The sequence below is a fragment of the Paenibacillus sp. UNC496MF genome (assembly GCF_900113915.1).
GTDB classification, from domain to species: domain Bacteria; phylum Bacillota; class Bacilli; order Paenibacillales; family Paenibacillaceae; genus Paenibacillus_Z; species Paenibacillus_Z artemisiicola.
This window is the reverse complement of sequence record NZ_FORE01000014.1, coordinates 167,233-190,586: the sequence shown is the minus strand read 5'-3', so window position 1 is coordinate 190,586 and position 23,354 is coordinate 167,233. Positions and strand designations below refer to the sequence as shown.

Below are 23,354 nucleotides of genomic sequence, written 5' to 3'. Positions count from 1 at the left end.
TCGAGACTGGCTGTAATGGTTCGAACTTAGATTTTAGGATTGCATGCTGTAATTAAGAAGAGAAAAGCGACCGTAATAATTGAACGTCTTCTAACGGGAAGGTTTGAGTTACCGTTATTTCTTCGTTCAACAATACACGATGGCAGCCGGTCTCAGAACGACCGGCTGCCATCGTTGCGCTAACGGGCAGGATAGCTCAACGGCAGTTTAGTTCAATTCTTAGATATATAAGTCAGAACGTTTCCCATCTCAGTTGGCCTCTGAACGATCGGCTGCCTTCGTTGCACTAACGGTAGTGTAAAAGGTACATGTGCAGGGAGGGCGAACTGTGATATACTGGCCTCAACCTAATTAACATTTTTTTCCTTATTTATCACAGTTAATTACAGAGATGACGTACTAACTAGGCGATTAGCCGAAAATGAGGTTAACCAAATGACGATAAAAAATGATGCGCATGATCGACTCCCCGCGCTAAGGCTGCAAGGACTTTGTAAAACCTATGGCAAGAAGTCGGCGGTCGACGGAATCGATCTTCTCGTCCATGCAGGGTCGTTCTTCGGGCTAATCGGTCCGAACGGTGCCGGCAAGACGACGACGCTGTCGATGGCCACGGGCTTGCTTCGCCCGGACCAAGGCACGGCCCTCATCTTCGGAATTGACATCTGGCGGGAACCGGGTCGCGCCAAAGAAATGATCAGCGTACTGCCCGACGGATTGTCGATGCCCGAACGGCTAACCGGCAAGGAGGTGTAAAATACGCAGGCCTGCTTCGCCGATTGGACGAGAATACCGTGAAGGCGCGCTCGCATGATTTGCTAGAGATACTTGACCTCGTTGAAGCCGAGGATCGCTACGTTAGCGACTATTCCACGGGCATGCGCAAAAAGATAGCGCTAGCTGTAGCGTTGCTGCATCAACCCCCGGTTTCTGGTGCTCGACGAGCCGTTCGAAGCCGTCGATCCGGTCTCCGCTTCGATCATCAAGAAAATTATTCGCAAATTCGTGGATAACGGTGGTTCCGTTCTCTTCTCTAGCCATGTAATGGAGACGGTTGAACAGGTGTGCGACTCGCTTGCCGTCGTTGCAAAAGGCTCGGTTAAAGCCTTCGGGACGATGGAAGCCTTATGTGCCGGACGAACGCATGATACATTAGCAGATATTGCAGAATCAGTTGGAATGAATAGGGACGAGTCAATGGCAGTTCTCCATGATCCATCCAAATATGCTAACGAAGTGCGTTCAGATGAAGCCACAGCAAAGCAATTAGGGATAACAGGAGTACCTTTCTTTGTCATTGATAGAAAATTCGCGATATCCGGGGCACAACCAACAGAGGTATTTATAAATGCTCTTAACCAAGCATCTCAATAAGTAAAGCCAATAAGTATTTGTAAGAAAGAGATATTATGAAAGCATTGTCGAGAACAATTACAAAGTATTTTTAGAACAGCGTGTAGACAGGCAGACCGTGAACAGTCAGGCAGTTCAAGCGAAATAGGCAGAACAATAAACCGCCCAAAATCCTTATTGGACTTTGGGCGGTATATTCTTTTCGTCATAACTCAACGAAAGCAATCTCCAAATCATTAAATGAAGTGACAGTCTGCTTGCCCTTAGTTGTTTTGTTAAGAATCGCGGTACTATCAGAACTTGAAAAGATAATTGTTGTTGATATTGACAAGATAATTTGTCAGTCAGTTTAAATTTAGAAATATACTGAATGAGTGAATCAATGAAGAATTAACTTTTCATAAGATCATATTACACCTCGAAGTATTCGGAAGATTCATTACGCTCCCTTGAAATGATTCAGTTACCTCACTCAGACTCATGAATTCGCAGGATTTCATCTCATAGTTAAGTTGAAGAAAAGGATGATCGAGGATTCGGTGGCCGGGAGATGGAGAATTGGGCATGCGGGAATAAAGGTGAATTGCATGTCACCCATATTGTTCCATATACGCACGTCTCCACTTCGCCCTAGCGATTCTCGCTCCCATGTCTCAACGGGTCATAGCCCTTTCATTCCTTCGTTCCATCTAACTAAGGGGTGGAAGTCGGTGTTTCTAACGGAACGGGTCCGAGCTCTTTTGCGTAACGTCTCCCGATACTCCGTGCTAACGGGGCACGATTCCATTTTTAAAGCTACTCGGGATGCAATCTATCCGAATAGTAAGGGGTATGATATTATTTTCGATGATTTCCAAAGAAGGTGAAAGTAGTCGAGTGCTTACTAGGAGTGAAATCGGCTGTTAAAGAAGCCATTAAAAAAATATTTCAATGTGTCGATTTCGTCAAATCACGTTCGTCGTAAGTGTATAAGGTAAATACCGAAGCGATTTATTATGATAATCATAGTCATATAAGCGTATGACGTTGCAGACGACGCATAATGTCTGAGAATTGTGGTGCAGCCTTTACGCAAATCCAAACAAGTAAAGAAGGAGATTTCCATGAAAGAAGTCATTTCTAAAGACGGGACAAATATTGCTTACGATAAGGTAGGCAACGGACCTGCGCTGATTCTCGTTGATGGCGCGCTTTGTTACCGAGATTCCGGGCCGAACAGACCACTGGCTGCGCTACTGGCTCAACATTTTACAGTAATAACTTATGATCGTCGAGGAAGAGGCGACAGCGGAGATAAGAAACCGTATTCAATCGAACGAGAGGTTGAAGATATAGAAGCTCTGATTGTAGAAGACGGAGGAGCGGTGTTCGTATACGGAATTTCCTCCGGTGCAGCGCTTGCTCTGGAGGCGGCGAAACGAATTCCAGCAATTCGGAGGGTAGCATTGTACGAAGCGCCGTTCGTCGTCGATAACAGCCGCCCTCCAGTACCGGACGGTTACTTGCTGGAGATGAATGAACTGCTCTCTTCAGGCCGTCGAGGCGCTGCAGTTAAATACTTTATGAGCAAAGGCGTAGGTGTCCCGGCCATTTTTGTCGCCATGATGCAATTCATGCCCGCATGGTCAAAGTTAAAGGCTGTCGCGCATACGCTGCCTTACGATACACTACTTACGGTAGAGCAACAAAAAGGAAAACCGTTGCCAGCTAGTCAGTGGTCATCCGTTACGGTACCTGTGCTCGTAGTGGAAGGCAGCAAAAGCCCGGTTTGGATGCGCAATGCGATGCGAGCGCTCGCGAACGTTCTCTCCCATGCGAAGTATCGGACATTGGAAGGACAGACGCACATTGTAAAACCGGCAGCCCTCGCCCCGGTGCTAACGGCATTTTTCAACGAATAAGGATCAATAAATAGGAGGAGTGGAATTTAATGAAATTTCGTGCCACCATCGAGCTTAGCAAAAGGACAGCGACAGGCATTTCGGTTCCGGATGAGGTCATGACAAGCCTCGGATCAAGCAAGCGGCCAGCTGTTCGCGTCACGATAGGCGGACACTCGTATCGTACGACAGTCGGGTCTATGGGTGGAAAATACTTGATTCCGGTCAGTGCAGAAGTTCGAACAGGAGCTGGTGTCGCCGCGGGCGATGAGGTTGATGTGAATATTGAACTGGACACCGAGCCCCGGGAGCTTGCCGTTCCGGAAGACTTCTCCAAAGCGCTTGATAGTAAGGCGGAGGCGAAGCGGTTTTTTGAAGGGTTATCTTATAGCAACAAGCGGCGGTTCGTCCTCAACATCGAGGAGGCTAAGACTGCGGAAACACGGCAGCGGCGTATCGACAAAGTAATATGTTTGTTAAACGAGGGGCGTATCCAATAATTATGGGATCGAGAATTACAATGGATGCGAATCGCCTCCACTGTGATTCTCGCTTAAGCAGCACATTAAACATGCTTCCTATTTAAATCTGGAATTTGCGTGGAGGATGGATCATGAAGAAAAAATACTTAAGTAAGGTTACAGTCATCACTTTTTTTCTCATTTGTTCTATTCTCGTGGGATGTAGCAATGAAAATCCAGAAGAAAAAGATGCAATTCAAGTTGCAACTAAATACAAAGAAATCGAGTATAAAGTGAATGGTTACCATAAAGTCATTATTCCTGAAGATATCCAAGCAATAGCGGATGAAACTAAGCCATATGTAACCGAGGACTTCTTTAACAGTCAAATTGCAAACCGTGTTACTGGTTTATCATTGCAAATAGCTCGGTCGGAAAAGTCGAGTATAAAAGCTGATAAAATTCACTTCGAATCGGCACAGGATGAAGAAAATGGAGTCCTGGGTCTGGACTATGACCTGGTCTTGGTGCTTACAAATGACCAAGGTACTTCGAAGGAAATAAAATTAACAGGTGTATTGACGATGATCAAGGTCAATGGAAAATGGAAAGTAAAATATGACGTAAATCACAATCTAAAGGATTTGTTAAATCTGGCACAAGCTAGAGGGTAGAGTAGAGGGGGCATCATTAAACTAACGAGGATCGATAGCTCAAACACAAAGGCAACCGCCTCGGTTGTCTTTGTTCAGCTAATGGAAGAGTAATTTAGTAAATAGGACAATTCAAAAGATTTTTCACTTTTGGGAAGATGTAATCCAAGTAATTTTAAAGCTATTGGAGTGGCGTGGTTTCAGTTGTTAAGTAATTGAGAGTACATGATGCTAACGACCGTTATGTATTTAACAAGCTTTCTCATAGTATCACCCTCTTTATCAACGTACATTTTTGGCATATGCCTTGTTTTGATTGCCTCCTATGTATTTTATCGTCAATAATCCTATGATTTTCACTATACTAAAGGTACGCCCGTTGATTCACCTATTGAGTCACCAGACGGGGCGTTTAGCGCCCAAGCATTTTATCGTACTTATGGTGGCGCTGCTGGTGGGGTTATGTGATTGTTAATATGATGCTGTACGAACGATCTATTACGAACAAACGCATCATACGCCGACGATCTCCTGGAAAAATAATAGTACGAAAATTTTGGCAGGGCCGACACGGCGCAATCAAAGCTTGTGGCGGAAAGTCCGTACCGCTGCGAGTTTGACCGGCATTAACTCTCGATTTCGGCTCGAAGCTCATCAGCGGTCTGTTTTGGTCCCTGCAGATGCGGATAATAGCCGAGACCAGGGAGAATCGTTAGCTCTAAATTATTACGCTCAGCGAACTCGACGCCCATTTCCTTCTTGACATAGCTATCCTTTTCGCCCCATACGACTTTCACGGGCACCTTGAGCTTCGTTTCTTGGACTCTTGTAGGCACAGATATGAGGGATGAGTTGATAAAGGAATTCGAAGCAAAGTATTTGATGCCTTCTTCAGTTGACTCAAGAGGAATCGTTGGGGAGTTAAATAAACAAAAGAGTTACTCTAGTTCCACAGTTACTGATCTCAGAGACGTTAGATCTGAATTTAATAGGAGAAGTTACTAAATATCCAAATAGATCTTAAACCACCCTCCAATAGGAAGGTGGTTTTTTGATTAAATTCTTACATTGCCACTCAATTGTTGTTCAGCGATTTGAATAAGTCTTTTCGTTATGTAGCCACCCAGTGACCCCGTATCACGAGTCGTCATGTTACCGTAGTAACCATCTTGAGGGAACTGGATACCAAGTTGTTGAGCGGCTTCCATTTTCAATTGTGCGATGCCTTGTTTTGCTTGAGGTACTACCAATTGGTTAGAACGACGTGCCATTTCGATTCACCTCCTTGGTAAATTTATTGTGTGGTGCTGATGGGCAGCTTATGCATAAATTACCGACAATTTTGATAAATAGCCGTGATAAAATGGTGAGATGGAGGGGATCACATGTTTATCTCACCAATGTTACTTCAAAAAGTCGAGGAACCCTTCGATTCATCTGACTGGTTTTTTGAGCCTAAAATGGATGGGCATCGTCTGATTGTTTCTTTCATCAATGGGCATGTGAAAATGTATACAAGACATAATAATGAAGTGACTAGGCAATATCCCGAACTCTTCAATGTGCCTGTTCCAGATGGAGTAGATGTTGTTTTGGATGGGGAAGTAGCTGTCGTAAACGATGATGGAACGAACGATTTTGAGGGCGTTATTCAAAGGTTGAAGATCACCAAGGCCATGAAAATTCGTGATGCTTTTAAGACCATGCCCGTACAGTTGTTTGTATTTGATATCCTTTTTCTAAATGGTAAAAGCCTGATGCATTTACCGCTTGCTGAGAGAAAGGAAATTCTACACAAGATACTTACTCCGAATCAATATTACAAGTTAACGATGTTCATTGAAGGCAAGGGTAAAGCATTATTTGAATTAATTCAACAGAAGAATTTAGAAGGTATTGTTTGTAAGAAGAAAAACTCAAGATACGTCAGTAGACGGTCTGATACGTGGCTTAAAGTAATCAACTACAGCTATGCAATAGTTTCAATATGCGCCTACTCTAGAAGGCAATTCGGATGGCTCGCAGAACACAATGGAAAGCCCGTAGGGGTTATTGAACTTGCCATTCCTGCGGACGTTAGAAAGTCATTCTACAAAGTCGCACAGCAGCTAATAAATGGGCAGGATAAGCATTATGTATATGTAAAGCCTTTGATTAAGGTCCAAGTGAGATTTCGCAACTGGACATCAAATGGAATGCTCCGTTCACCAGAGTTTGTGAAGTTTATCGTATGAGCAGGGATGTATGTCTGTTACAGTTGACTGTACCATAAAGCCAACAAAAAAAGAGCTCCCGTAGGACCCTTCGTGCTTATGCCAGTAAGGCGACCGCTTCTTCATCCTTGACGAACTTCATCTTGAATCCGAGGGCCAATGCGACCCGTTCGAGCGTATCGCGCCGGGGGATCTCCGACTCGCCCTCTAACCGTGCGATCGTCGGCTGTTTGAGGCCGGAGCGCTTGGCCAGTTCGGCCTCAAACAGCCGAGCTCGATGCGGCGCGCCTCCAGCGCGGAAGCGTTTTCAGCGATTTGCTCGATGACTTGTTTTTCGATTTCACTGATCGATGTGATACTCTTTTTCACATCGCTCCACTTTTCCATGTCTCCCGGTTCGCCATGAGGACGCGCAGCTTCGGCGGCAACGCTTCCAATAAAGCTCTAATGTAATTTCTTTAGAATAGTTTTAATAATCTGGTCTCGAGTGACTTGAAGCTTAAATTGTTCCAAATCGAATATAAACAGGGAATCTTGGACATATTAATTTATGTTAACTGTGACCAATAATATAACAAGTAAAAATCGTTTTATGATTAAGAATAGGAGTGCTAAATTAATGTCGAATTAAAAAAGTTGGCACTAAAACACTGCATCTTTTACGGCTAATGTCAAAGCATAAAAGTGCAGTGTTACACAGGAATCTCAAATTTACCAGATCGAGTGACATGAATATTATCAAATAGGCTCTAATTGACCTTTTGCTTGGAGAGACACACCTCTCCCGAAAAGAGTGAAACTATGAAAACACCTAAACCGATAGAGTTACAATACATAAAACGACTCAGTGATGAGGAGAATACCCTGGTCGAAGCGCTTCGGACGATTGATATGCCTCCCGCGGCTGCATTGCTACTGGTTAGAAACGAGCTAAAAGGACCATTGGAAGACAGACCAATGGCAGAGATCCTGGACAGGTTCTTGGCTAGACATACTATTGGAGATACTAATTCGTAAAACTCCAATACCAATAAGATAAGCTTCAGTTCTGAACTAGCGGAGTCCGTAGCAAGCAATGTTCCTACGGAATCGCAATGATGTAATCATAGTGTATCTGGTCACAATTTAATCAATGTTCTTTTGTCTGACATCAATGCTAAAGTCGATGCTGTCAAAGCAAAAGGCGACATTACGCAAGAACATGCAGACCAGAAGAAGCAAGTTGCACAGAAGGAAGTTGAAGACTTCGTTTATCATACTGCTCCGATGGTTGAGAGGAAGATAAGAAATATAGCGTGAGGCTACTGTTGGCGGTGGCCTCTTATTTGTGCATGTCAGTTCATTTGTTAATCCTATCTGCGGTATCTTATTTGAATAGGCAAAAGGGATTTCACTTTTGCCTTTTTACATGTTCCCACCTACATGTAACGGTGAATTAGTGTACTAGTTCATTAATTCACTAGATCATTTGAATAAGGAAAAGGGTGAAACAGATATGTGGCAGTGCTCAGCTTTTATTCATGAAGGATTTCAAGTTAACAAGAACTGTGTTTTTCATCGGTCTCGTCTTGAATGCATGAGTTGCCATCCTGACGTTATACATGGAGAAGGCAGATTCCTTGCTTATGTTCGTTCTCTTAACGATTACCGTTGCATTCATGTTATCTACATTCCTCTTATGGTGATCATCGGATTAAAGGCGGAGGGCAACCGTCGTTTAAATTGTTATTAAGCAAAGTATCAAACGGCTTGGCGATGGTCGTCATTTCATTCGCCTCGTGATATGCGTTCACCGGACTGCTGACCATCCACAAGCTAAGCTGGATTGAGCCGTATTGGACAGATATCTGGAGGGTGGGATGGTTCATTATTCCTCACGTGATTTGGATATCCATCGAACTCAGCGTATGGGTGATGGAACTTTGGGCCACATACCAGTCCCTTAAGCTGAGAATCGGGCGTTGGTGCTGGGCTGCGGTGGTTGGTGCAGCCCGGCGGGGTACATACTTTATTTAAATCCTGCCTTGTATCGGCACGTGGCGGACTGGGGAGGCAGAACTTTTCAATTTCCCGCTCTATTATCCGAGCATAACACACTTACGCAGGAGGCTACGTATACGACATGATCATTATGGTCGGACTATTCATACTAACCGTATGGATCGTGGACAACAAAGTCGAGGGATAACGATGGATGAATTTAATACTTCAAGGCCGATGTATTTGCAATTGGCGGATCGTATACATCGGCAAGGATAGGTGGAGAAATACAACCGGCGAGAAACTCCCTACGATCCGCGATATGGGCATTAAATACAATTAATGACTCGGCAGCTAAGAATTGCAGCCATAGACTTCGCATATCTTTCCATTCATTGCGTGATCTGCTAAATCAATTCTAGATCTTCACACCGCAGCTTATATACCAAACATAGACGATTACTACTACGTGCAAAAGACAGACTTAAACGCATCATATGCACATGGCTTTCCTGGGAAAATTTTAAAGAAATTAAATCTTAGACAATAGACTAAAGTGTTAAAATTATAGAATAGAGATGACAGAAGCGTCAATTTACTTAACATAAAGCATTCATATGCCACATTCCCGCACTCAATTTGAAAACCATTCCAGAATAAAATTAAGCATTAATAAGTACGACAAAAAAGTATCGTCTGATGGGTAGGAACATATGTTTGCACGCCTCTCGCTTGAGGCAGTGAAAGGGGAATGAGCTTGAAAAACACATTACTCCTCTTATCATCGGCTAATTTCGGAGCACTTGATTCTTCTTTGCAGCGGGCTGTTTATCACGAATATTACATGATGGTTTACAGTGTTATCATGTACATGGTGAAAGATCACGGTATAGCAGAGGATATTATTCAAGAAACATTTCTCAAGGTGGTTAAACACATCCCTGTCGTAGAAAATGAAGGGCAGCTAAAAGCCTGGATAAAAACGGTTGTTCGCAATACTACCTATTCCTATTTGAAGAAGAATAAAAAAAACCGCAAAGAAATGGAAACAGACATTTTCTCTAAAAATGAGTGCATGGAATTATCTTCCGATAAGGAAGCTATCGAAGTAGAAATCGAATTGAAAGCAATGTCGGAGGGCATAGGCACTTATTTGAATGAGCTTAAACCGGAGAACCGGATTCTGATGGAGATGCGCTGGAAACAAGATTTATCTTACAAAGAAATCGCGGCCGAGCTTGGATGTACGGAACAGACTGTGAAGTATAAATTACATCGGGCAAGGGAAGCAATCAAAAAACGATTTCTTAAAGAGTGGGGTGGAGGAAGGTGAAAAAAGAGGAATTCGACCGTGCATTTGATTTTGCTTTTGAGGATGCGGTAAAGAAACATTTACCGTCTCCTGATCCCGACCCATCTTGGGCAAGGGTTGAAATGATTCTAAAAAAACGGAGAAACATCCGCAAATATAGATTTATTCCATACGCTGTTGCAGCAATGGTCATTATCGGAGCTTTTCTTTTCGCAACTCCTTCGGTATCAAAAGCATTTACCCCTTTTTCACAAGCTATAAAAAGTATTCAATCAGGCGTATCAAGCATCATCTTCGGAAACGACAGCGAGTACCAGGGCAAAGCTAAAACAGCTCCGCCGCCTGACAATGGCAACTCCAGTGAGGGACAAGTATTAGATAACGGGCTTCTAGGTGAAAAACATTATTCCACGTGGGAAGAGGCCTCGCAGAATATTGCTTTTTCTAATCCGAAAATCGGCTTCGTGCCCCAAAAATATAAACTTGAGGATGTTGTTTTGTTTTTCAGAAATGGTCAAGCGGAAGCCACGAGGGCCGTATTAATATACACCAATACAAAAGAAAAGAAAAACTTCTTACTTACTTTCCGAATGCTGGAGCATAACGAAACCGTCACATCTGGAACGGATAACATTGCAGGTGAATATACGGAAGTTCAAGTTAACGGCCAGAAGGCTTATCTGCTCATAACGAAGGATACGCGATCCAGCCTTGACTACATGATAGGGAACATTGTCGTCTCTATTACCGGATCATTAACGAAGGACGAGATCATCCAAATTGCGGAAAAGATAAAATAAGGCTTCCTAAAGGGAAGAGCGGTCTATCGCTCTTCCTTTTTCATTTATCTCGCAAGGATCGTATTCGTATATCGCTCACCTTGTTCATATGTACCATTATGATTTACCCAGTGAACAGTACGTGCTCTGTAATAATAGCCAGTGGTGATTCTAAATATGGCATATCCGCTCATGATCATTTTGTTTGATGCGCTAACCGTGCTTGATCCAATTTGCACCCACTCAGAGCCAGTCCACTTCTCCAGATAAATATTAACCCCAATCGAAGCAACGGTTTGTTTTGCAATTGTAGATACATCAATTTCTGCATTTTCATTGCCTCTGTCGAGTGTGTTGCTATCCCCTTGATCCAAATATTTAAATATAGGATCGAAAAAACCCAGAATCGATATTTCTGTAGGCGGAGGAGATGTTTTTACACCTGGCTTTAAGCCGGAAGCCTGCAAACTTGGCGGTATTGAAATCGTAGTAATAAGAATAACTAAAGTGAAAATCAAGAAGATCAATTTGGACAATTGTTTCATGAGGGCACCCTTTCAATAAATCGGTATTCTTGCTTCTTTAATAGTAAACAGCATTTACTTGATCCGGGTTGCAAAATTATTATCATTTATTTCTTAAGCGTATATTCGCCAATTTTTTTAACTTTTTTGCAACCAACCCCCTTATGCGAAGGTTTACATCTATAGACCTGAAAAAATCGCCGTTTTCTATCACCTACTCGTAATCGGAGCTACTCAAGAGATAATCCCAATTTCGCTCTAAATTAAATTCAGAATATTATGACTCTTTGTTCTATCTATTTGATTTATATAGCGTTTTGAAAAGATGATTATGAGGGGGGTATTACACAGAAAATGAGATCCGAAAATTACCGAAAAGGAGGCTATATCATTGATTGCTCTATTATTTCCTGGTCAAGGTTCCCAATACATAGGAATGGGTAAGAGTCTTGCCGACCAATTTTCTGTAGCTAGGAGAACCTTTGAAGAAGCGGACGAAGTGCTTAAGTTCAAGCTATCTTCTCTATGTTTTGAGGACGGGTTGTCCAATTTATCAAGAACAGCGTATACGCAGCCTGCTTTATTGACAGCAAGCGTAGCCGCATATCGTGTTTATATGGACGAGATTGGGCTTCGGCCGGACTATGCTGCGGGGCATAGTTTGGGGGAATTCACTGCATTAACCTGCAGTGGAGCGATTTCGTTTGCTGATACGCTGCAAATCGTGCGTCATCGCGGGATATTGATGCAAGAAGCGGATCCAAACGGTCTGGGCGTCATGACAGCAATTGGCCAGGCAGATCAAAAGCGGGCTGAGCACTTGTGTGTGCAAATCTCGACCAAGGAGAAGCCGGTGGTCATTGGATGTTACAACGCACCTGAACAATTCGTGCTGTCCGGTCATCAAGAGGCGGTTAATAAAGTCGCTGAACGGTTAGGTTCCGAGATGGCGACAGTTAATCCCTTGAGAGTGAGTTCATCTTTTCATAGCCCTATGATGCAGCCTGCAGCCGAACCATTTAACAAGATCCTGTCCTCGTATAGCTTTCGCCAGGGAGACTACCCCGTGATCTCTAATGTGACTGCTCTTCCGCATGAGTCGGATCATCTCATCGAACGCTTGACCAGGCAATTGACTGAGCCGGTTCGATGGCAGGAATCGATCGATTATTTACGGCTTCAAAATGTCAAAATCGCGATTGAGCTAGGGCCGAAACAAGTGCTGCAAAACTTAATGAAAAAAATGACAAGTTCCATCATAACCGTGTCTCAAGGAGAGGCAAGTGATATTCCAAAGGCAAAGGGAGTGTTCAATCGAGAGAATACCGAACCTTCTTTTATCGGAAAGTGCCTGGCGATCGCGGTAGCGACCAAAAACCGCAATTGGGATATAGAGGCTTATCGGAAAGGTGTAATTGAACCTTATCAGAAGGTGAAGCAGCTAGCCATGCATTTGGATCAAACCAAGCAAGATCCGACCAGAGAGCAGATGGCAGGAGCTTTATTGATGCTGCAATCTGTATTTGAAACAAAAGGAACACCACATTGGGAGCAGCAGAAACGGTTGAAACAACTGCTCCGAATGCCGGTCGTAAAAGAGTTTACGCTGTCGGAACAGGGGGATTTCACATGGCCAAGCTTCTGAACTTTGATAAACAAAGCAACAGCAGCACAACGGGATCATTCTCGACAATCATTCATGAAGAATCGACAAAAGAAATCGCGATCATCGGTATGGCCATGCATTATCCCAAAGCGGCGAATCAGAAAGAGTTTTGGAGTAATTTAATTCACGAAATGGATTGTTCAGGTGATTTCCCAGAAGAACGCAAAGGTGACATTGAAGCCTACTTACGCTTTAAAAACGCGTTGAATGATACCGTCAAGTATTTTCGAGGATCGTATTTAGAACAAATCGATGAATTTGATTATGCGTTTTTCGGGATCACGCCGAAAGAAGCCGAACTGATGGATCCCAATCAACGCTTGTTCCTGCAAACGGTTTGGAAGGCAATAGAAGACGCTGGATATGGCGGTAAAAAACTGATCGGATCAAAAACAGGCGTGATTGTGAGCAGTGAAGGAGCCAAGCCGTTAAGTTACCAAACGATCATCCAGGAAGTAGAGCCGGAGTCCACTTATTTGGCGTATCCAGGCAATTCAGGGCCAATGACAGCAAGCCGTATATCTTATTTATTAGATCTGCATGGACCCGCGTTGTTGATCGATACGTCTTGTTCTTCATCACTTAGCGCAGTCAATGCTGCGGTTCAGATGCTGCGCAATGGTCAGATGGATCAGGCGATCGTGGGTGCAGTGAAGATTAACATGCTTCCGATCGATATTGGATCTCGTGTTGGTATGGAATCCTCCGACGGCCGAACGCGAACCTTTGCGGATAACTCGGATGGAACCGCAGTCGGTGAAGGTTCTGCAGCCTTGATCTTAAAGCCGCTTGGCAAAGCGGTTCGGGATCATGATCATATTTATGCGGTGATTAAAGGAAGTGCATCCAATAACGATGGGCGCGCGGTTAGCATCACGGCTCCTAATCCGATTACGCAAGAAGCTGTTATCGTCGAAGCGTGGAAAGATGCAGGAATCAACCCTGAACACATCTCTTATATTGAAGCGCATGGGACGGCAACCCGATTGGGTGATCCCATCGAGGTTGAGGGAATCACGAATGCATTTAGGCGTTACACCGACAAGAAACAATTTTGCGCAATTGGATCCGTTAAATCCAACTACGCCCATACTTATAGTTTGGCCGGTATTACAGGGGTTATAAAAGCTGCCTTGAGTTTACAGCATAAGAAGATTCCTGCCAGCTTACATTTCCATAAACCGAACCAAAATATTTCGTTTGAAGAGTCCCCTCTTTATATTAATGATCAATTGGCAGAATGGGAAACGGAAGAAAGACCTCGTCTTTGTGGCGTAAGTTCTTTTGGGATGAGTGGAACCAACTGTCACATTGTGTTGGAAGAGGCTCCCCAAAGGAAAGAGGATCAGACCGTACAAAACGGTCCGCATGTATTCTTGCTTTCTGCCAAAACCGAAACAGCCTTACACCGATTGCTAACTGATTATGTACGTGATCTTACTCGGAAACAGAGCGAACAGGTCAATCTAAGGGATATCTGTTTTACAGCGGGAACAGGAAGAGCGCATTATCCATATCGTATTGCAATGGTTGTCCATAATATACGGGACCTTGAATGCAAGATAATGAAATTAGCCCAGCATGGCTGGGAAGAAACCGAACAAAATGTGTTTTACTGGCATGCAGCGCAGTCATTTGAGAGTAAAGAAGCAAGTCAGTACGTGGAGCAAGTACTTGGAACCGACATTGGGAAAGAGAACTTGCTTATCAAGGTGGCAGACTTATATGTAAAAGGAGCCGACATTGATTGGGACAAGCTATATCGCAACGATTCCGCATATAAAGTGCCGCTACCATCTTATCCGTTTGATCGCGTTCGGTGCTGGATTGAGGTCCCTGAGACGCACGCAATCCATGCGGCAAATCCGGAACTGCTCCAAACCATACGGGAGGTGGCAGGTTACTTAGAAGAACGTAGTCTGGATCCTCTTGATGCAACAATCGGATCGAAGGCAGAGAAGTGGTTAGATACGTTGAAGAAGCTTCTGCCGAGTGAATCAACATCATCATCGCAAACGATTAAAATGACTGGCAAAGAAGATAACAGCTACAGTAAAAAAGAACTTGATATCGCCGTTGTATGGCAAAAGATATTAGGGCTAAAAGTTGTGAATATCCATGAAGACTTCTTTGATCTGGGAGGAGACTCATTCGTAGCCATACAATTTGTCTCGAAACTCCATGACCAATATCAAGTGGCACTTGGCGACCTGTTCACCTATCGAACAATCTATCAACTTGCGAAACACATTAAAGCGCAATCAGACAGCCCTGAAGTCAAGCTGGAGAAATTAAAGCGTAGTTCGCAGTCCCCGTCAGCGGTTTCTCCGGAAATGCAGCGGTATATTCAAGAAGAAACTCATAAATATGAGATGAAATATACGGAAATGGAACGTTTGGATCTTACTGAGGTTCACCATTATTCCCATATCTTCTTGACTGGCGCAACCGGGTATTTAGGCATTCACTTGTTAAGTGATTTGCTGAAAGGGACCAACAGTCATCTCTATGTCCTTGTCCGAGGTAAGACACAAGCAGAATCTGAGGCGCGATTAACAGAGAAATGGACGTATTATTTTGGATTTCGTCCATTTGATCGGGATCGAGTAACGCTTATTAATGGGGATTTGGTGCATGAGAGGTTCGGTTTGGCGGACGAAGCTTATCAATCGCTCGCTCGAACGGTAGATTGCATCATCCACTCTGCTGCGAAAGTGAAGCATTTTGGCGATTACACGGATTTTGAAGTGAACAATGTCAAAGGTACGAAGCGCATCATTCAATTTGCGCATGATCAACAACCCAAAGCGATTAACTTTATTTCGACTACCGCTGTTTCCAAAGGGATAATAAAAAATCGAAAGTGCGTTGTGTTTACGGAATACGATCATGATATCGGTCAAGAAGTAGGCCATCCGTATGGTGAGAGTAAATTAGAAGCGGAAAAGCTGATCGTGGAGGCAAGAAACCAAGGATTGAACTGTAATATCTTCAGGGTCGGTAATATTATGGGCCATTCCATAACGGGTAAATTCCAAGAAAACATTCAAGACAACGGTTTGTACACGATTATCCAATCCATGATTAAAATGAATATTTTCCCTGACAGCAATCAAGGAGAGATCGATTTTACTTATATCGATTATGTGAGCCGCAGTATATGCCTGCTGTTTAACCGGGAACAGTTAAGCAATGAAACCTATCATCTGATGAACATGGATAAGACCAGCTTCCATGAACTGGGGGAAGCGGCCAAATCATCCGGATTACCTGTGAAAATGGTTTCGTATGGACAATTTATAGACTTTATGAGCGATCACTACGCAGATGAACAACTTGGTCCTTATATTCACCAATTATTGCTTCATTTTGGGTTCTTTGAGGAACCGGAAGAGAAAGAGCGCGCACATGTTGTGATGCTCTCCGATAAGACAGAGTGGCTATTGAAGCAGTTTGGACTGGTTTGGAGGAAACCGGACCAAGAGCAATTGAAAAAGATACTAAATCATTGCATAGAGGTTCAATTCATCTAACGGATTATAACGGGAGGAGAATCGGTAAGCATTGGTAGAAGATCTGATTCAAATCATAGGCGACCCCGAACGATTGAGCACGAATGCAACCGTACGTCAGCAACACAGCCAGGATCTTACTTCTTACCATGCACAGCATCTACCTGATGTGGTGATCTACCCTAAGGATAGAGAAGAATTAAGAGAGATTGTCGCTTATGCCAATAGGACCAGGTGTCCCATCGTGCCTTTTGGATTGGGAACAAGCGTAGAAGGTCAAGTCGTTCCCGTTAAAGGAGGTATAAGCTTAAATTTCACGCATATGAATCGGATTTTGGAGATCCGGAAGGATGATTTTGCTGTACGGGTAGAGCCGGGCGTGACGCGACTGCAGCTGAATCAAGCGCTGAAGAAATATGGACTCTTCTTTCCCATTGATCCTGGAGTAGATGCAACGCTCGGAGGAATGGCGGCCACCAACGCCAGCGGCTGCAGTGCAGTACGTTATGGGACGACAAGGGAGCAAATTTTGGGGATGGAGGCCGTATTGGCGGATGGCTCGTTCATGCGCACAGGAAGTTTGGCGAAGAAATCTTCAGCGGGTTATAACTTAACCCAACTGCTGGCGGGATCAGAAGGAACGCTTGCTGTAATTACAGAGCTTACATTGCGTGTATACGCCATGCCGGAGACATTTCTTTATGCAAAGGTGGTTTTTCCTGATTTGCATAAAGTTTGCAAGGCCGCGAATCAAATGCTGTACCGTTCGATACGACCAAGCAAGCTGGAGCTAGTAGACGAATATACGATTCAGGCGATCAATTCATATACGCAAACGACATATATGGAGAAACCAACCTTATTTTTAGAATTAAGCGGATGGAAAAGCACGGTCGCCGCTGATTGGGAACGGGTCTACGAAATTATCCGGGATGAGGCAGCAATAGAATGGAATTATACGTTTGATGAGGCATACGGTCAACAATTGTGGGATTCAAGGCGACAGGCGGCTCTTGCCATAGCAGCTGCTGCACCGGGGAAGAAGTTAATGACGACGGATGTATGTGTTCCCTTATCCGTGTTGCCAGAAGCAGTCAGCTATGCCAGAGAAGCCATGCAAGCGGAGGACCTGCAGGGCGCAATTCTTGGACACATTGGCGATGGCAATTATCATGCGGTTTTTCCGATAGATCTCTCTCTTCCGGAGGAGGTGGCCAAAGCGGACAAGATAAATGGGTTGATCGTCCGCTTTGCATTGGAGCGAGGCGGAACCTGTACGGGAGAACACGGCGTGGGGCTTGGAAAAAGACAATATCTAACCGAAGAGCATGGCGACGCTGTCATGTGGATGAAGAGAATAAAAGAGCTATTTGATCCTAGCGATATCTTGAATCCAGGGAAGATCTTTTAAAGGATTTAGTTTCATATTACGGAGGAGGAGAAAAAAGATGAGCAACGCAAAAATAGAGATGAAAACAGAGCAGTTTGTGAGCGATGTGTTTCCGATCGAGGATATCGATTATGTTGAAATTTTGGTAGGCAATGCAAGACAAGCCGTTTTCTATTATAGCAAGCTGTTCGGTTTTCGAATCGCTGCGTATAAAGGGCTGGAAACCGGTCATCGTGATGTGTGCTCCTATTTATTGCGGCAAGGCGAGATCAATCTTATTCTTACCTCCGCTTATGAACCGGAGCATCCAGTCGCGCGGTTTGTTCATACCCATGGAGATGGTGTGAAGGATATTGCCTTCCGAGTCAAAGAGATCGAAAAGCTCTATCAAACCGCGATTAAAAATGGCGGCATTCCGCTTGAGTCGCCGCATACGATCGAAGATGAATATGGCAAGGTGAAGGTTGCAAGGATTGGCGCTTATGGCGAAATGGTTCATACGTTAGTCGAGCGTACGGAATATGCAGGCTTATTTTTACCTGACTTTAAAGAAGTCAATCAAAGCGTTTCCTCTTATGATACGTGCTTAACCCGCTTTGACCATCTTGCCATTAATGTCGAAAGCATCGACGAGTGGGCGGGCTATTATGCAAAAGTATTCGGTTTCCATTTATTAAATTCATTTGATAAAGATGAAATAAGCTCTGATACCTCCTCATTGATGACCAAGGCGATGCAAAATGATTCGGAACGGGTGAAATTTCCGATCGTTGAGCCTGCCCCAGGAAAAAAGAAATCCCAAGTACGGGAGTTTCTCGACTATAACCGGGGGGAAGGGGTCGGACATATCGCGCTAGAAACAGACGATATTATTAAGTCTGTAGAGAACTTGGAGAAGAATGGATTGAAGTTTCTTTATACGCCGGATGCATACTATCATTTGCTGCCTGAACGTGTTGGGGAGATCGATGAATCCGTCGATAGGTTGAACCGGCTTAATATATTGGTTGACCGGGATGAGGAAGGCTATCTCTTGCAAATATTTGCTCAACCGATGGAAGATCGTCCGACGCTCTTCTTTGAAGTCATTCAACGGAAAGGATCGCGTGGATTCGGGAACGGGAACATTCGGGCTTTATTTGAAGCGATCGAGCGTGAGCAATTAAAAAGAGGGAATCTATAAAGACAGGAGAGGTTCACGTGGCTCATCGGTTAGCGGCTTGGACGAAGGATACAAAGCGTTCTGCCTTACAAGATATGCTTGAGTTAACAAGTGGTCCGGAGTATATCTCTTTTGGTTTGGGATTACCCAATGCCGAGTGTTTTCCGACGGAACAACTGGCCGTATCGGCACATGAAGCGTTGCTCCGGCAATCGGATCCGCTTCAGTATGCGCCTCCGACGGAGCAGTTGAAACGGCAAATTCAATTGTTGATGCGTCAGCGTGGTGTCGAGTGCGGCATTTCCCAAATCTTTCTCACGGCCGGGGCGCAGCAAGGAATCAATTTATTGGCACGTCTCTTGCTTGATCCAGGCAGGGCGGTGCTAGCCGAAGAAGTGACTTATACCGGGTTTCTTCAAGTGCTGGAGCCTTTTCAGCCAAGAGTGCTGACAGTACCAACCGATCCAGTATCGGGGATTGATGTGGACCAGGTAGAGCAAGTCTTGCAATCCGAAGAGCGTCCGGCTTGTATGTATGTGATTCCAAGCGGTCATAATCCGCTCAGCTATACATTGAGCAAAGAAAAGCGGCAAAAGCTGGCTCAATTGGCCGCGGTTTACGAAGTGCCTATTATTGAGGATGATCCGTATGGTTTCTTGGCTTATGAAGATAGTGAGATTCCAGCGATCAAGTCCTTTCAGTCCGATTGGGTATTTTATGTGGGATCGTTCTCTAAGATACTTGCACCTGGCTTGAGATTAGGATGGATCATTGCAAATGACGCGATAATCGAGAAGCTGTCTATCGTAAAGGAAGCAACGGATATTAATACTGCAACGCTGACTCAGCAGATTGCCGCTAATTTCCTCCAAAAAGACGAGTTTACCGAACACCTTCATCATTTGCGCCAGGAATACCGTTTGCGGAGAAATGTCATGATAGATCATTTAGCTAGGCAGTTGGGTGAGGTTGGAGCATGGACGGTTCCTTCAAGCGGTTTGTTTATGTGGGTTCGCTTCCCTGAATCTATCAACACGATGGAGTTATTCAAAGAGTCGATTGCGACGGAGAAAGTGACCTTTTTCCCCGGCAGCGTATTTGCCGTGAAACCCAGCCAAATGGCTTCTTCATCGGTCCGTTTGAATTTTTCATTTAACAATCCGGACAAGATTGAAGATGGGATTGCAAGGTTGTCCCGATTGGTGAAAAGGCATCTCTAGCATAAGAGGATCCGTAGGTCGGTCTAGAACCAGGAAGGGGAGAGCATGGAACGGAAAATAAGGCTGTATTGCTTTCCTTTTGCCGGGGGAACAGCGCAAATGTATCACAGCTGGGCTGCACATGTGAATGCAGCGATTGAACTTGTACCAATTGAGTTGTCGGGGCGAGGGAGGCGGTTCCCTCAACCTCTATTTACTCATTTGGCTGATATCGTAGAAGATGTGCGGTCGTTGCTTCAGCCTGAAATCGATCAGAAGCCTTATATGCTATTTGGCCATAGTATGGGGAGTTTGATTGCCTATGAACTTGCAAAAAAAGTCATGCAGCATGGTAATCAGGGTCCGCTGCATATTTTTTTCTCTGGGAGATCCAGTCCGAACCAGTCTACGGATACAAATCGTTCTCGACTGCCTGACGAGGAGCTGAAGAAAGAGATTATCCAATTTGGCGGTACGCCGAAGGAACTGCTGGATGACCCCGGATTTATCCGTATGTTTCTGCCGATCATCCGAGCGGATATGAAAGCGGTTGAAACCTATCCAACCGAAGAAGAGATTACGCCATTACCTTGTAACATCTCCATATTCAATGGAAAACAGGATCATTTGGTTACGCATCTGGAAAAGTGGAAGCCCTATACAACCAAAGAAATTGAATATCGCTTTTTTGAAGGGGGTCACTTTTATCTTCTCGATCATACAAGGGAAGTTGTGGATGCAATAAATCAAAAGGCGCTTGAATTCTATAACGAATAATCGATCAGAGGAGGGAATTATGATTACGAATTATCGTTATCAATCCATTCGTTTCCCGAACGAGCTTGTTGATGATCTGATTTCGTTTTGTCATAAAGAACACATCGAGGTTCAAGTTGCCTTCTTGGCGGTTTGGGCGAATTTATGGTATCGATATACAGGGTTGGAACAACTCGTTATTGGCGTGGCGAGAGAAGGAAGTCCTGACAAGGTGAGTCCATTGTCTTTTGATTTTTCAGAAATGCACGCTCTTGTCGCCCAAGTACAAGCGGTGCATACGTTGTTGCAAACGAGCTTGAATGAACCACAGATTCACGAACCACACATTTTCCATGCCGGATATCTTGTGCGGGAGGATACTGATTCTGCATGTAGGGATTCTACCGATTCCCTTCGTCATCTGCGAAAAGAAAAAATAGTAACGCTGGAATTAGTGCGGACGGAGACAGAATGGACGGGGTCGCTGTTCTATCATGAAGATCACGTGGAAGAAGCTGCGATTTCACGCATGGCAGGACATGTCCAACAACTGCTCGAAGGCTGCCTGAAGCAACCGCAGGTACCGATCGACGAAATTTCGCTGCTCACCGAACACGAAGCTTCGCAGATGCTGATGGAATGGAATAGCGCAAGCACGAAGCCGGCGGAACATCAATCTATCTCGGATTGGTTCAAAGCGCAAGTCATGCGGACTCCGGATGAAGTGGCAGTCGTTTACGGAAAAGAAAGGCTCACTTATGCTGAACTGGACCAACGCGCGAACCAAACAGCCAATTATTTATTGCAAAAGGGGATTGGTCCTGAGGCCTTGATTGGTGTTCATTTAGAACGATCGATTGACATGATGGCCGCAGTCCTAGGCATTTTGAAGGCTGGCGGAGCTTATGTTCCGCTCGATCCTACGTATGCGACGGAGCGGCTCTCCTATATCTTGGAGGATGCGAAAGCTCCCGTATTGATAACGAAAGAATCATTGGCAGCATCGTTTGTTGCGCATGAAATAGAAATTGTTTATATGGATCGGGATCGGGATGCCATTATGGAGGCAGGCAGCCATACTCCGCGTACTTCGGTGCCGATTACAGGAGATCATTTGGCGTACGTTACGTATACCTCAGGCTCTACCGGAAAACCCAAAGGCGTTGCTGTCGAACATGGGAGCGTCATTGCTTTGATTCAATGGGCCCAAGAAATCTATTCGGCAGCGGAGATCGCTGGTGTATTAGGCTCTACCTCCATTAATTTTGACCTATCCGTTTTTGAAATGTTCGTCACCTTGAGCATGGGTGGAAAACTAATTTTGGCAGAGAATGCGCTGCAGCTCCCTCATTTGCCGGCAGCCGGCGAGGTAACCTTAATCAACACCGTGCCATCCGCGATCAGAGAATTGGTCCGAATGAAGGGGATCCCTGCTGGGGTGCGAACGGTGAACTTATGCGGGGAACCATTAAAGCGCGAGCTTGTTGAACAAATCTACGACGTAGAGACGGTTGAGAAGGTCATCAATTTATATGGACCCTCCGAAGATACAACGTATTCTACATACTGCTATGTTAAGCGGGGGCCAGATCTTCCCGTATATATCGGTCGCCCCATTCACAATACACAAGCTTACGTATTGGATAAACACCTGCACCCTGTTCCGGTCGGAGTGGCAGGAGAGCTGTATTTGGGTGGAGCCGGTCTGGCACGCGGGTATTTGAATCAAGAAGAACTTACGAAAGAAAAGTTTATTCCTAATCTATTTAGTGAGCAGCCGAATGAACGATTATACCGTACAGGTGACTTGGTTCGGTATACGGCGGACGGAAGCCTGGAATACCTGAGCCGAATGGATCACCAAATCAAAATACGGGGATTTCGGGTTGAGCTTGGAGATATTGAATCGACTTTAATGAAACATCCCGACGTGCACGAAGCGGTAGTTGTTGCTAAGGAATTCAGTGCTGCCGATTTACGGTTAATCGCCTACTTTACAACAAAGATTGCAAGTCAAGGTGAACAAGAGAAATCTGATTATCCACAATTGGCGCAAGATTTAAGGGGTTATTTACAGCAAAATCTGCCGGACTATATGATTCCATCCCTGTTCATACCGCTAGAACAAGTTCCATTAACGGCCAACGGGAAGATTGATCGTAAGGCTCTGCCGGAGCCGCAACGGATTCCAGGATCTCTTGCCGCTCCACGAAATGAAATCGAAGAGAGACTGGTTACGATTTGGTGTGACGTGTTACAGCTAGAATGCGTAGGGGTGGAGAATCATTTCTTGGATGTGGGCGGTCAATCGCTATTAGCGGCACAAATCTTGGTGAGGATGCGTACGGCGTTTCAAACCGATTTGACGCAGAGCGCGATTTTTGAAGCGACAACGATTGCTAAGCAGGCGCAGGTCATCGCTGAAGCGCAGAAGCAAGAAATCATGAACAAGACTTCCAATGCCATCGTTGCCCGAAAAAGGGTTGCGCGCCAACTTCAACGATAAGGAGCGGC

20 protein-coding genes are annotated in these 23,354 nt (G+C 44.6%); 16 read left to right on the top strand and 4 right to left on the bottom strand.

The window, feature by feature from the left end:
- Nucleotides 1-435: 435 nt before the first annotated feature.
- The 5 genes from BMZ79_RS34435 (at nt 436) to BMZ79_RS25055 (ending at nt 4,368) form a co-directional block, all read left to right on the top strand.
- Nucleotides 436-756, top strand: coding sequence for an ATP-binding cassette domain-containing protein (locus BMZ79_RS34435; protein ID WP_177222328.1), 321 nt, complete (start codon nt 436-438; stop codon nt 754-756).
- A 177-nt stretch (nt 757-933) separates the two neighbouring features.
- Nucleotides 934-1,374 (top strand): DsbA family protein, encoded by a 441-nt coding sequence (locus BMZ79_RS34430; RefSeq protein WP_177222327.1) that lies wholly within the window; start codon nt 934-936, stop codon nt 1,372-1,374.
- Nucleotides 1,375-2,456: 1,082 nt separating this feature from the next.
- Entirely contained in the window at nt 2,457-3,254 is a 798-nt protein-coding gene (locus BMZ79_RS25065; RefSeq protein WP_090645522.1) for an alpha/beta fold hydrolase, read from the top strand.
- A gap of 29 nt (nt 3,255-3,283) precedes the next feature.
- Nucleotides 3,284-3,733 carry a YdeI/OmpD-associated family protein gene (locus BMZ79_RS25060; RefSeq protein WP_090645520.1) on the top strand — a complete coding sequence of 150 codons (450 nt, stop codon included), beginning with the start codon at nt 3,284-3,286 and terminating at the stop codon, nt 3,731-3,733.
- 113 nt (nt 3,734-3,846) lie between these two features.
- Nucleotides 3,847-4,368 carry a hypothetical protein gene (locus BMZ79_RS25055; protein WP_090645518.1) on the top strand — a complete coding sequence of 174 codons (522 nt, stop codon included), beginning with the start codon at nt 3,847-3,849 and terminating at the stop codon, nt 4,366-4,368.
- A 605-nt stretch (nt 4,369-4,973) separates the two neighbouring features.
- Here BMZ79_RS25055 and BMZ79_RS25050 read toward each other — a convergent pair.
- On the bottom strand, nt 4,974-5,144 hold the full coding sequence (locus BMZ79_RS25050; RefSeq protein WP_218154780.1) for an alpha/beta fold hydrolase: 171 nt from the start codon (nt 5,142-5,144) through the stop codon (nt 4,974-4,976).
- Nucleotides 5,145-5,402: 258 nt separating this feature from the next.
- Entirely contained in the window at nt 5,403-5,618 is a 216-nt protein-coding gene (locus tag BMZ79_RS25045) for an alpha/beta-type small acid-soluble spore protein (protein ID WP_177222326.1), read from the bottom strand.
- A 114-nt stretch (nt 5,619-5,732) separates the two neighbouring features.
- Here BMZ79_RS25045 and BMZ79_RS25040 point away from each other — a divergent pair, with 114 nt between their 5' ends.
- Nucleotides 5,733-6,581 (top strand): ATP-dependent DNA ligase, encoded by an 849-nt coding sequence (locus tag BMZ79_RS25040; RefSeq protein WP_090645513.1) that lies wholly within the window; start codon nt 5,733-5,735, stop codon nt 6,579-6,581.
- A 186-nt stretch (nt 6,582-6,767) separates the two neighbouring features.
- Here BMZ79_RS25040 and BMZ79_RS33790 read toward each other — a convergent pair whose 3' ends face one another.
- A complete protein-coding gene (locus tag BMZ79_RS33790; RefSeq protein ID WP_143089077.1) occupies nt 6,768-6,947 on the bottom strand; it encodes a hypothetical protein in 180 nt (59 codons plus the stop codon).
- A 753-nt stretch (nt 6,948-7,700) separates the two neighbouring features.
- Here BMZ79_RS33790 and BMZ79_RS34805 point away from each other — a divergent pair.
- The 3 genes from BMZ79_RS34805 (at nt 7,701) to BMZ79_RS25025 (ending at nt 10,652) form a co-directional block, all read left to right on the top strand.
- Nucleotides 7,701-7,859, top strand: coding sequence for a hypothetical protein (locus tag BMZ79_RS34805; RefSeq protein ID WP_218154779.1), 159 nt, complete (start codon nt 7,701-7,703; stop codon nt 7,857-7,859).
- A 1,432-nt stretch (nt 7,860-9,291) separates the two neighbouring features.
- Nucleotides 9,292-9,873 carry an RNA polymerase sigma factor gene (locus BMZ79_RS25030; RefSeq protein WP_090645507.1) on the top strand — a complete coding sequence of 194 codons (582 nt, stop codon included), beginning with the start codon at nt 9,292-9,294 and terminating at the stop codon, nt 9,871-9,873.
- Nucleotides 9,870-10,652, top strand: coding sequence for a DUF4367 domain-containing protein (locus BMZ79_RS25025; RefSeq protein WP_143089076.1), 783 nt, complete (start codon nt 9,870-9,872; stop codon nt 10,650-10,652). The genes BMZ79_RS25030 and BMZ79_RS25025 overlap by 4 nt, the downstream gene beginning before the upstream one ends.
- A gap of 44 nt (nt 10,653-10,696) precedes the next feature.
- Here BMZ79_RS25025 and BMZ79_RS33785 read toward each other — a convergent pair whose 3' ends face one another.
- Nucleotides 10,697-11,176, bottom strand: a complete 480-nt coding sequence (locus BMZ79_RS33785) for a DUF6147 family protein (RefSeq protein WP_143089075.1) — start codon at nt 11,174-11,176, stop codon at nt 10,697-10,699.
- 370 nt (nt 11,177-11,546) lie between these two features.
- Here BMZ79_RS33785 and fabD point away from each other — a divergent pair, with 370 nt between their 5' ends.
- From fabD to BMZ79_RS24990, 7 genes are read left to right on the top strand one after another with little or no spacing between them, the layout of a single operon-like run.
- Nucleotides 11,547-12,800: an ACP S-malonyltransferase gene (gene fabD / locus BMZ79_RS25020; RefSeq protein WP_090645502.1), complete on the top strand. Its 1,254-nt coding sequence runs from the start codon at nt 11,547-11,549 to the stop codon at nt 12,798-12,800.
- Complete coding sequence (locus tag BMZ79_RS25015) at nt 12,785-16,354, top strand: type I polyketide synthase (protein ID WP_090645499.1); 3,570 nt, start codon at nt 12,785-12,787, stop codon at nt 16,352-16,354. The genes fabD and BMZ79_RS25015 overlap by 16 nt, the downstream gene beginning before the upstream one ends.
- 31 nt (nt 16,355-16,385) lie before the next feature.
- Nucleotides 16,386-17,744: an FAD-binding oxidoreductase gene (locus BMZ79_RS25010; RefSeq protein ID WP_090645497.1), complete on the top strand. Its 1,359-nt coding sequence runs from the start codon at nt 16,386-16,388 to the stop codon at nt 17,742-17,744.
- Nucleotides 17,745-17,781: 37 nt separating this feature from the next.
- Nucleotides 17,782-18,906 (top strand): 4-hydroxyphenylpyruvate dioxygenase, encoded by a 1,125-nt coding sequence (hppD, locus tag BMZ79_RS25005; RefSeq protein WP_090645495.1) that lies wholly within the window; start codon nt 17,782-17,784, stop codon nt 18,904-18,906.
- 17 nt (nt 18,907-18,923) lie between these two features.
- Nucleotides 18,924-20,105, top strand: coding sequence for an aminotransferase-like domain-containing protein (locus BMZ79_RS25000; RefSeq protein WP_143089074.1), 1,182 nt, complete (start codon nt 18,924-18,926; stop codon nt 20,103-20,105).
- 45 nt (nt 20,106-20,150) lie between these two features.
- Complete coding sequence (locus BMZ79_RS24995) at nt 20,151-20,861, top strand: thioesterase II family protein (RefSeq protein WP_090645489.1); 711 nt, start codon at nt 20,151-20,153, stop codon at nt 20,859-20,861.
- A gap of 19 nt (nt 20,862-20,880) precedes the next feature.
- Nucleotides 20,881-23,346 (top strand): non-ribosomal peptide synthetase, encoded by a 2,466-nt coding sequence (locus BMZ79_RS24990; RefSeq protein ID WP_090645486.1) that lies wholly within the window; start codon nt 20,881-20,883, stop codon nt 23,344-23,346.
- Nucleotides 23,347-23,354: the final 8 nt, after the last annotated feature.

What these genes read in the sequence shown, in the direction of transcription:
- BMZ79_RS34435 (WP_177222328.1), top strand. Translation starts at nt 436, where the DNA reads ATGACGATAAAAAATGATGCGCATGATCGACTCCCCGCGCTAAGGCTG.
- BMZ79_RS25065 (WP_090645522.1), top strand. Translation starts at nt 2,457, where the DNA reads ATGAAAGAAGTCATTTCTAAAGACGGGACAAATATTGCTTACGATAAG.
- BMZ79_RS25060 (WP_090645520.1), top strand. Translation starts at nt 3,284, where the DNA reads ATGAAATTTCGTGCCACCATCGAGCTTAGCAAAAGGACAGCGACAGGC.
- BMZ79_RS25055 (WP_090645518.1), top strand. Translation starts at nt 3,847, where the DNA reads ATGAAGAAAAAATACTTAAGTAAGGTTACAGTCATCACTTTTTTTCTC.
- BMZ79_RS25045 (WP_177222326.1), bottom strand. Translation starts at nt 5,618, where the DNA reads ATGGCACGTCGTTCTAACCAATTGGTAGTACCTCAAGCAAAACAAGGC.
- BMZ79_RS25040 (WP_090645513.1), top strand. Translation starts at nt 5,733, where the DNA reads ATGTTTATCTCACCAATGTTACTTCAAAAAGTCGAGGAACCCTTCGAT.
- BMZ79_RS33790 (WP_143089077.1), bottom strand. Translation starts at nt 6,947, where the DNA reads ATGGAAAAGTGGAGCGATGTGAAAAAGAGTATCACATCGATCAGTGAA.
- BMZ79_RS25030 (WP_090645507.1), top strand. Translation starts at nt 9,292, where the DNA reads ATGAGCTTGAAAAACACATTACTCCTCTTATCATCGGCTAATTTCGGA.
- BMZ79_RS33785 (WP_143089075.1), bottom strand. Translation starts at nt 11,176, where the DNA reads ATGAAACAATTGTCCAAATTGATCTTCTTGATTTTCACTTTAGTTATT.
- BMZ79_RS25015 (WP_090645499.1), top strand. Translation starts at nt 12,785, where the DNA reads ATGGCCAAGCTTCTGAACTTTGATAAACAAAGCAACAGCAGCACAACG.
- hppD (WP_090645495.1), top strand. Translation starts at nt 17,782, where the DNA reads ATGAGCAACGCAAAAATAGAGATGAAAACAGAGCAGTTTGTGAGCGAT.
- BMZ79_RS24995 (WP_090645489.1), top strand. Translation starts at nt 20,151, where the DNA reads ATGGAACGGAAAATAAGGCTGTATTGCTTTCCTTTTGCCGGGGGAACA.
- BMZ79_RS24990 (WP_090645486.1), top strand. Translation starts at nt 20,881, where the DNA reads ATGATTACGAATTATCGTTATCAATCCATTCGTTTCCCGAACGAGCTT.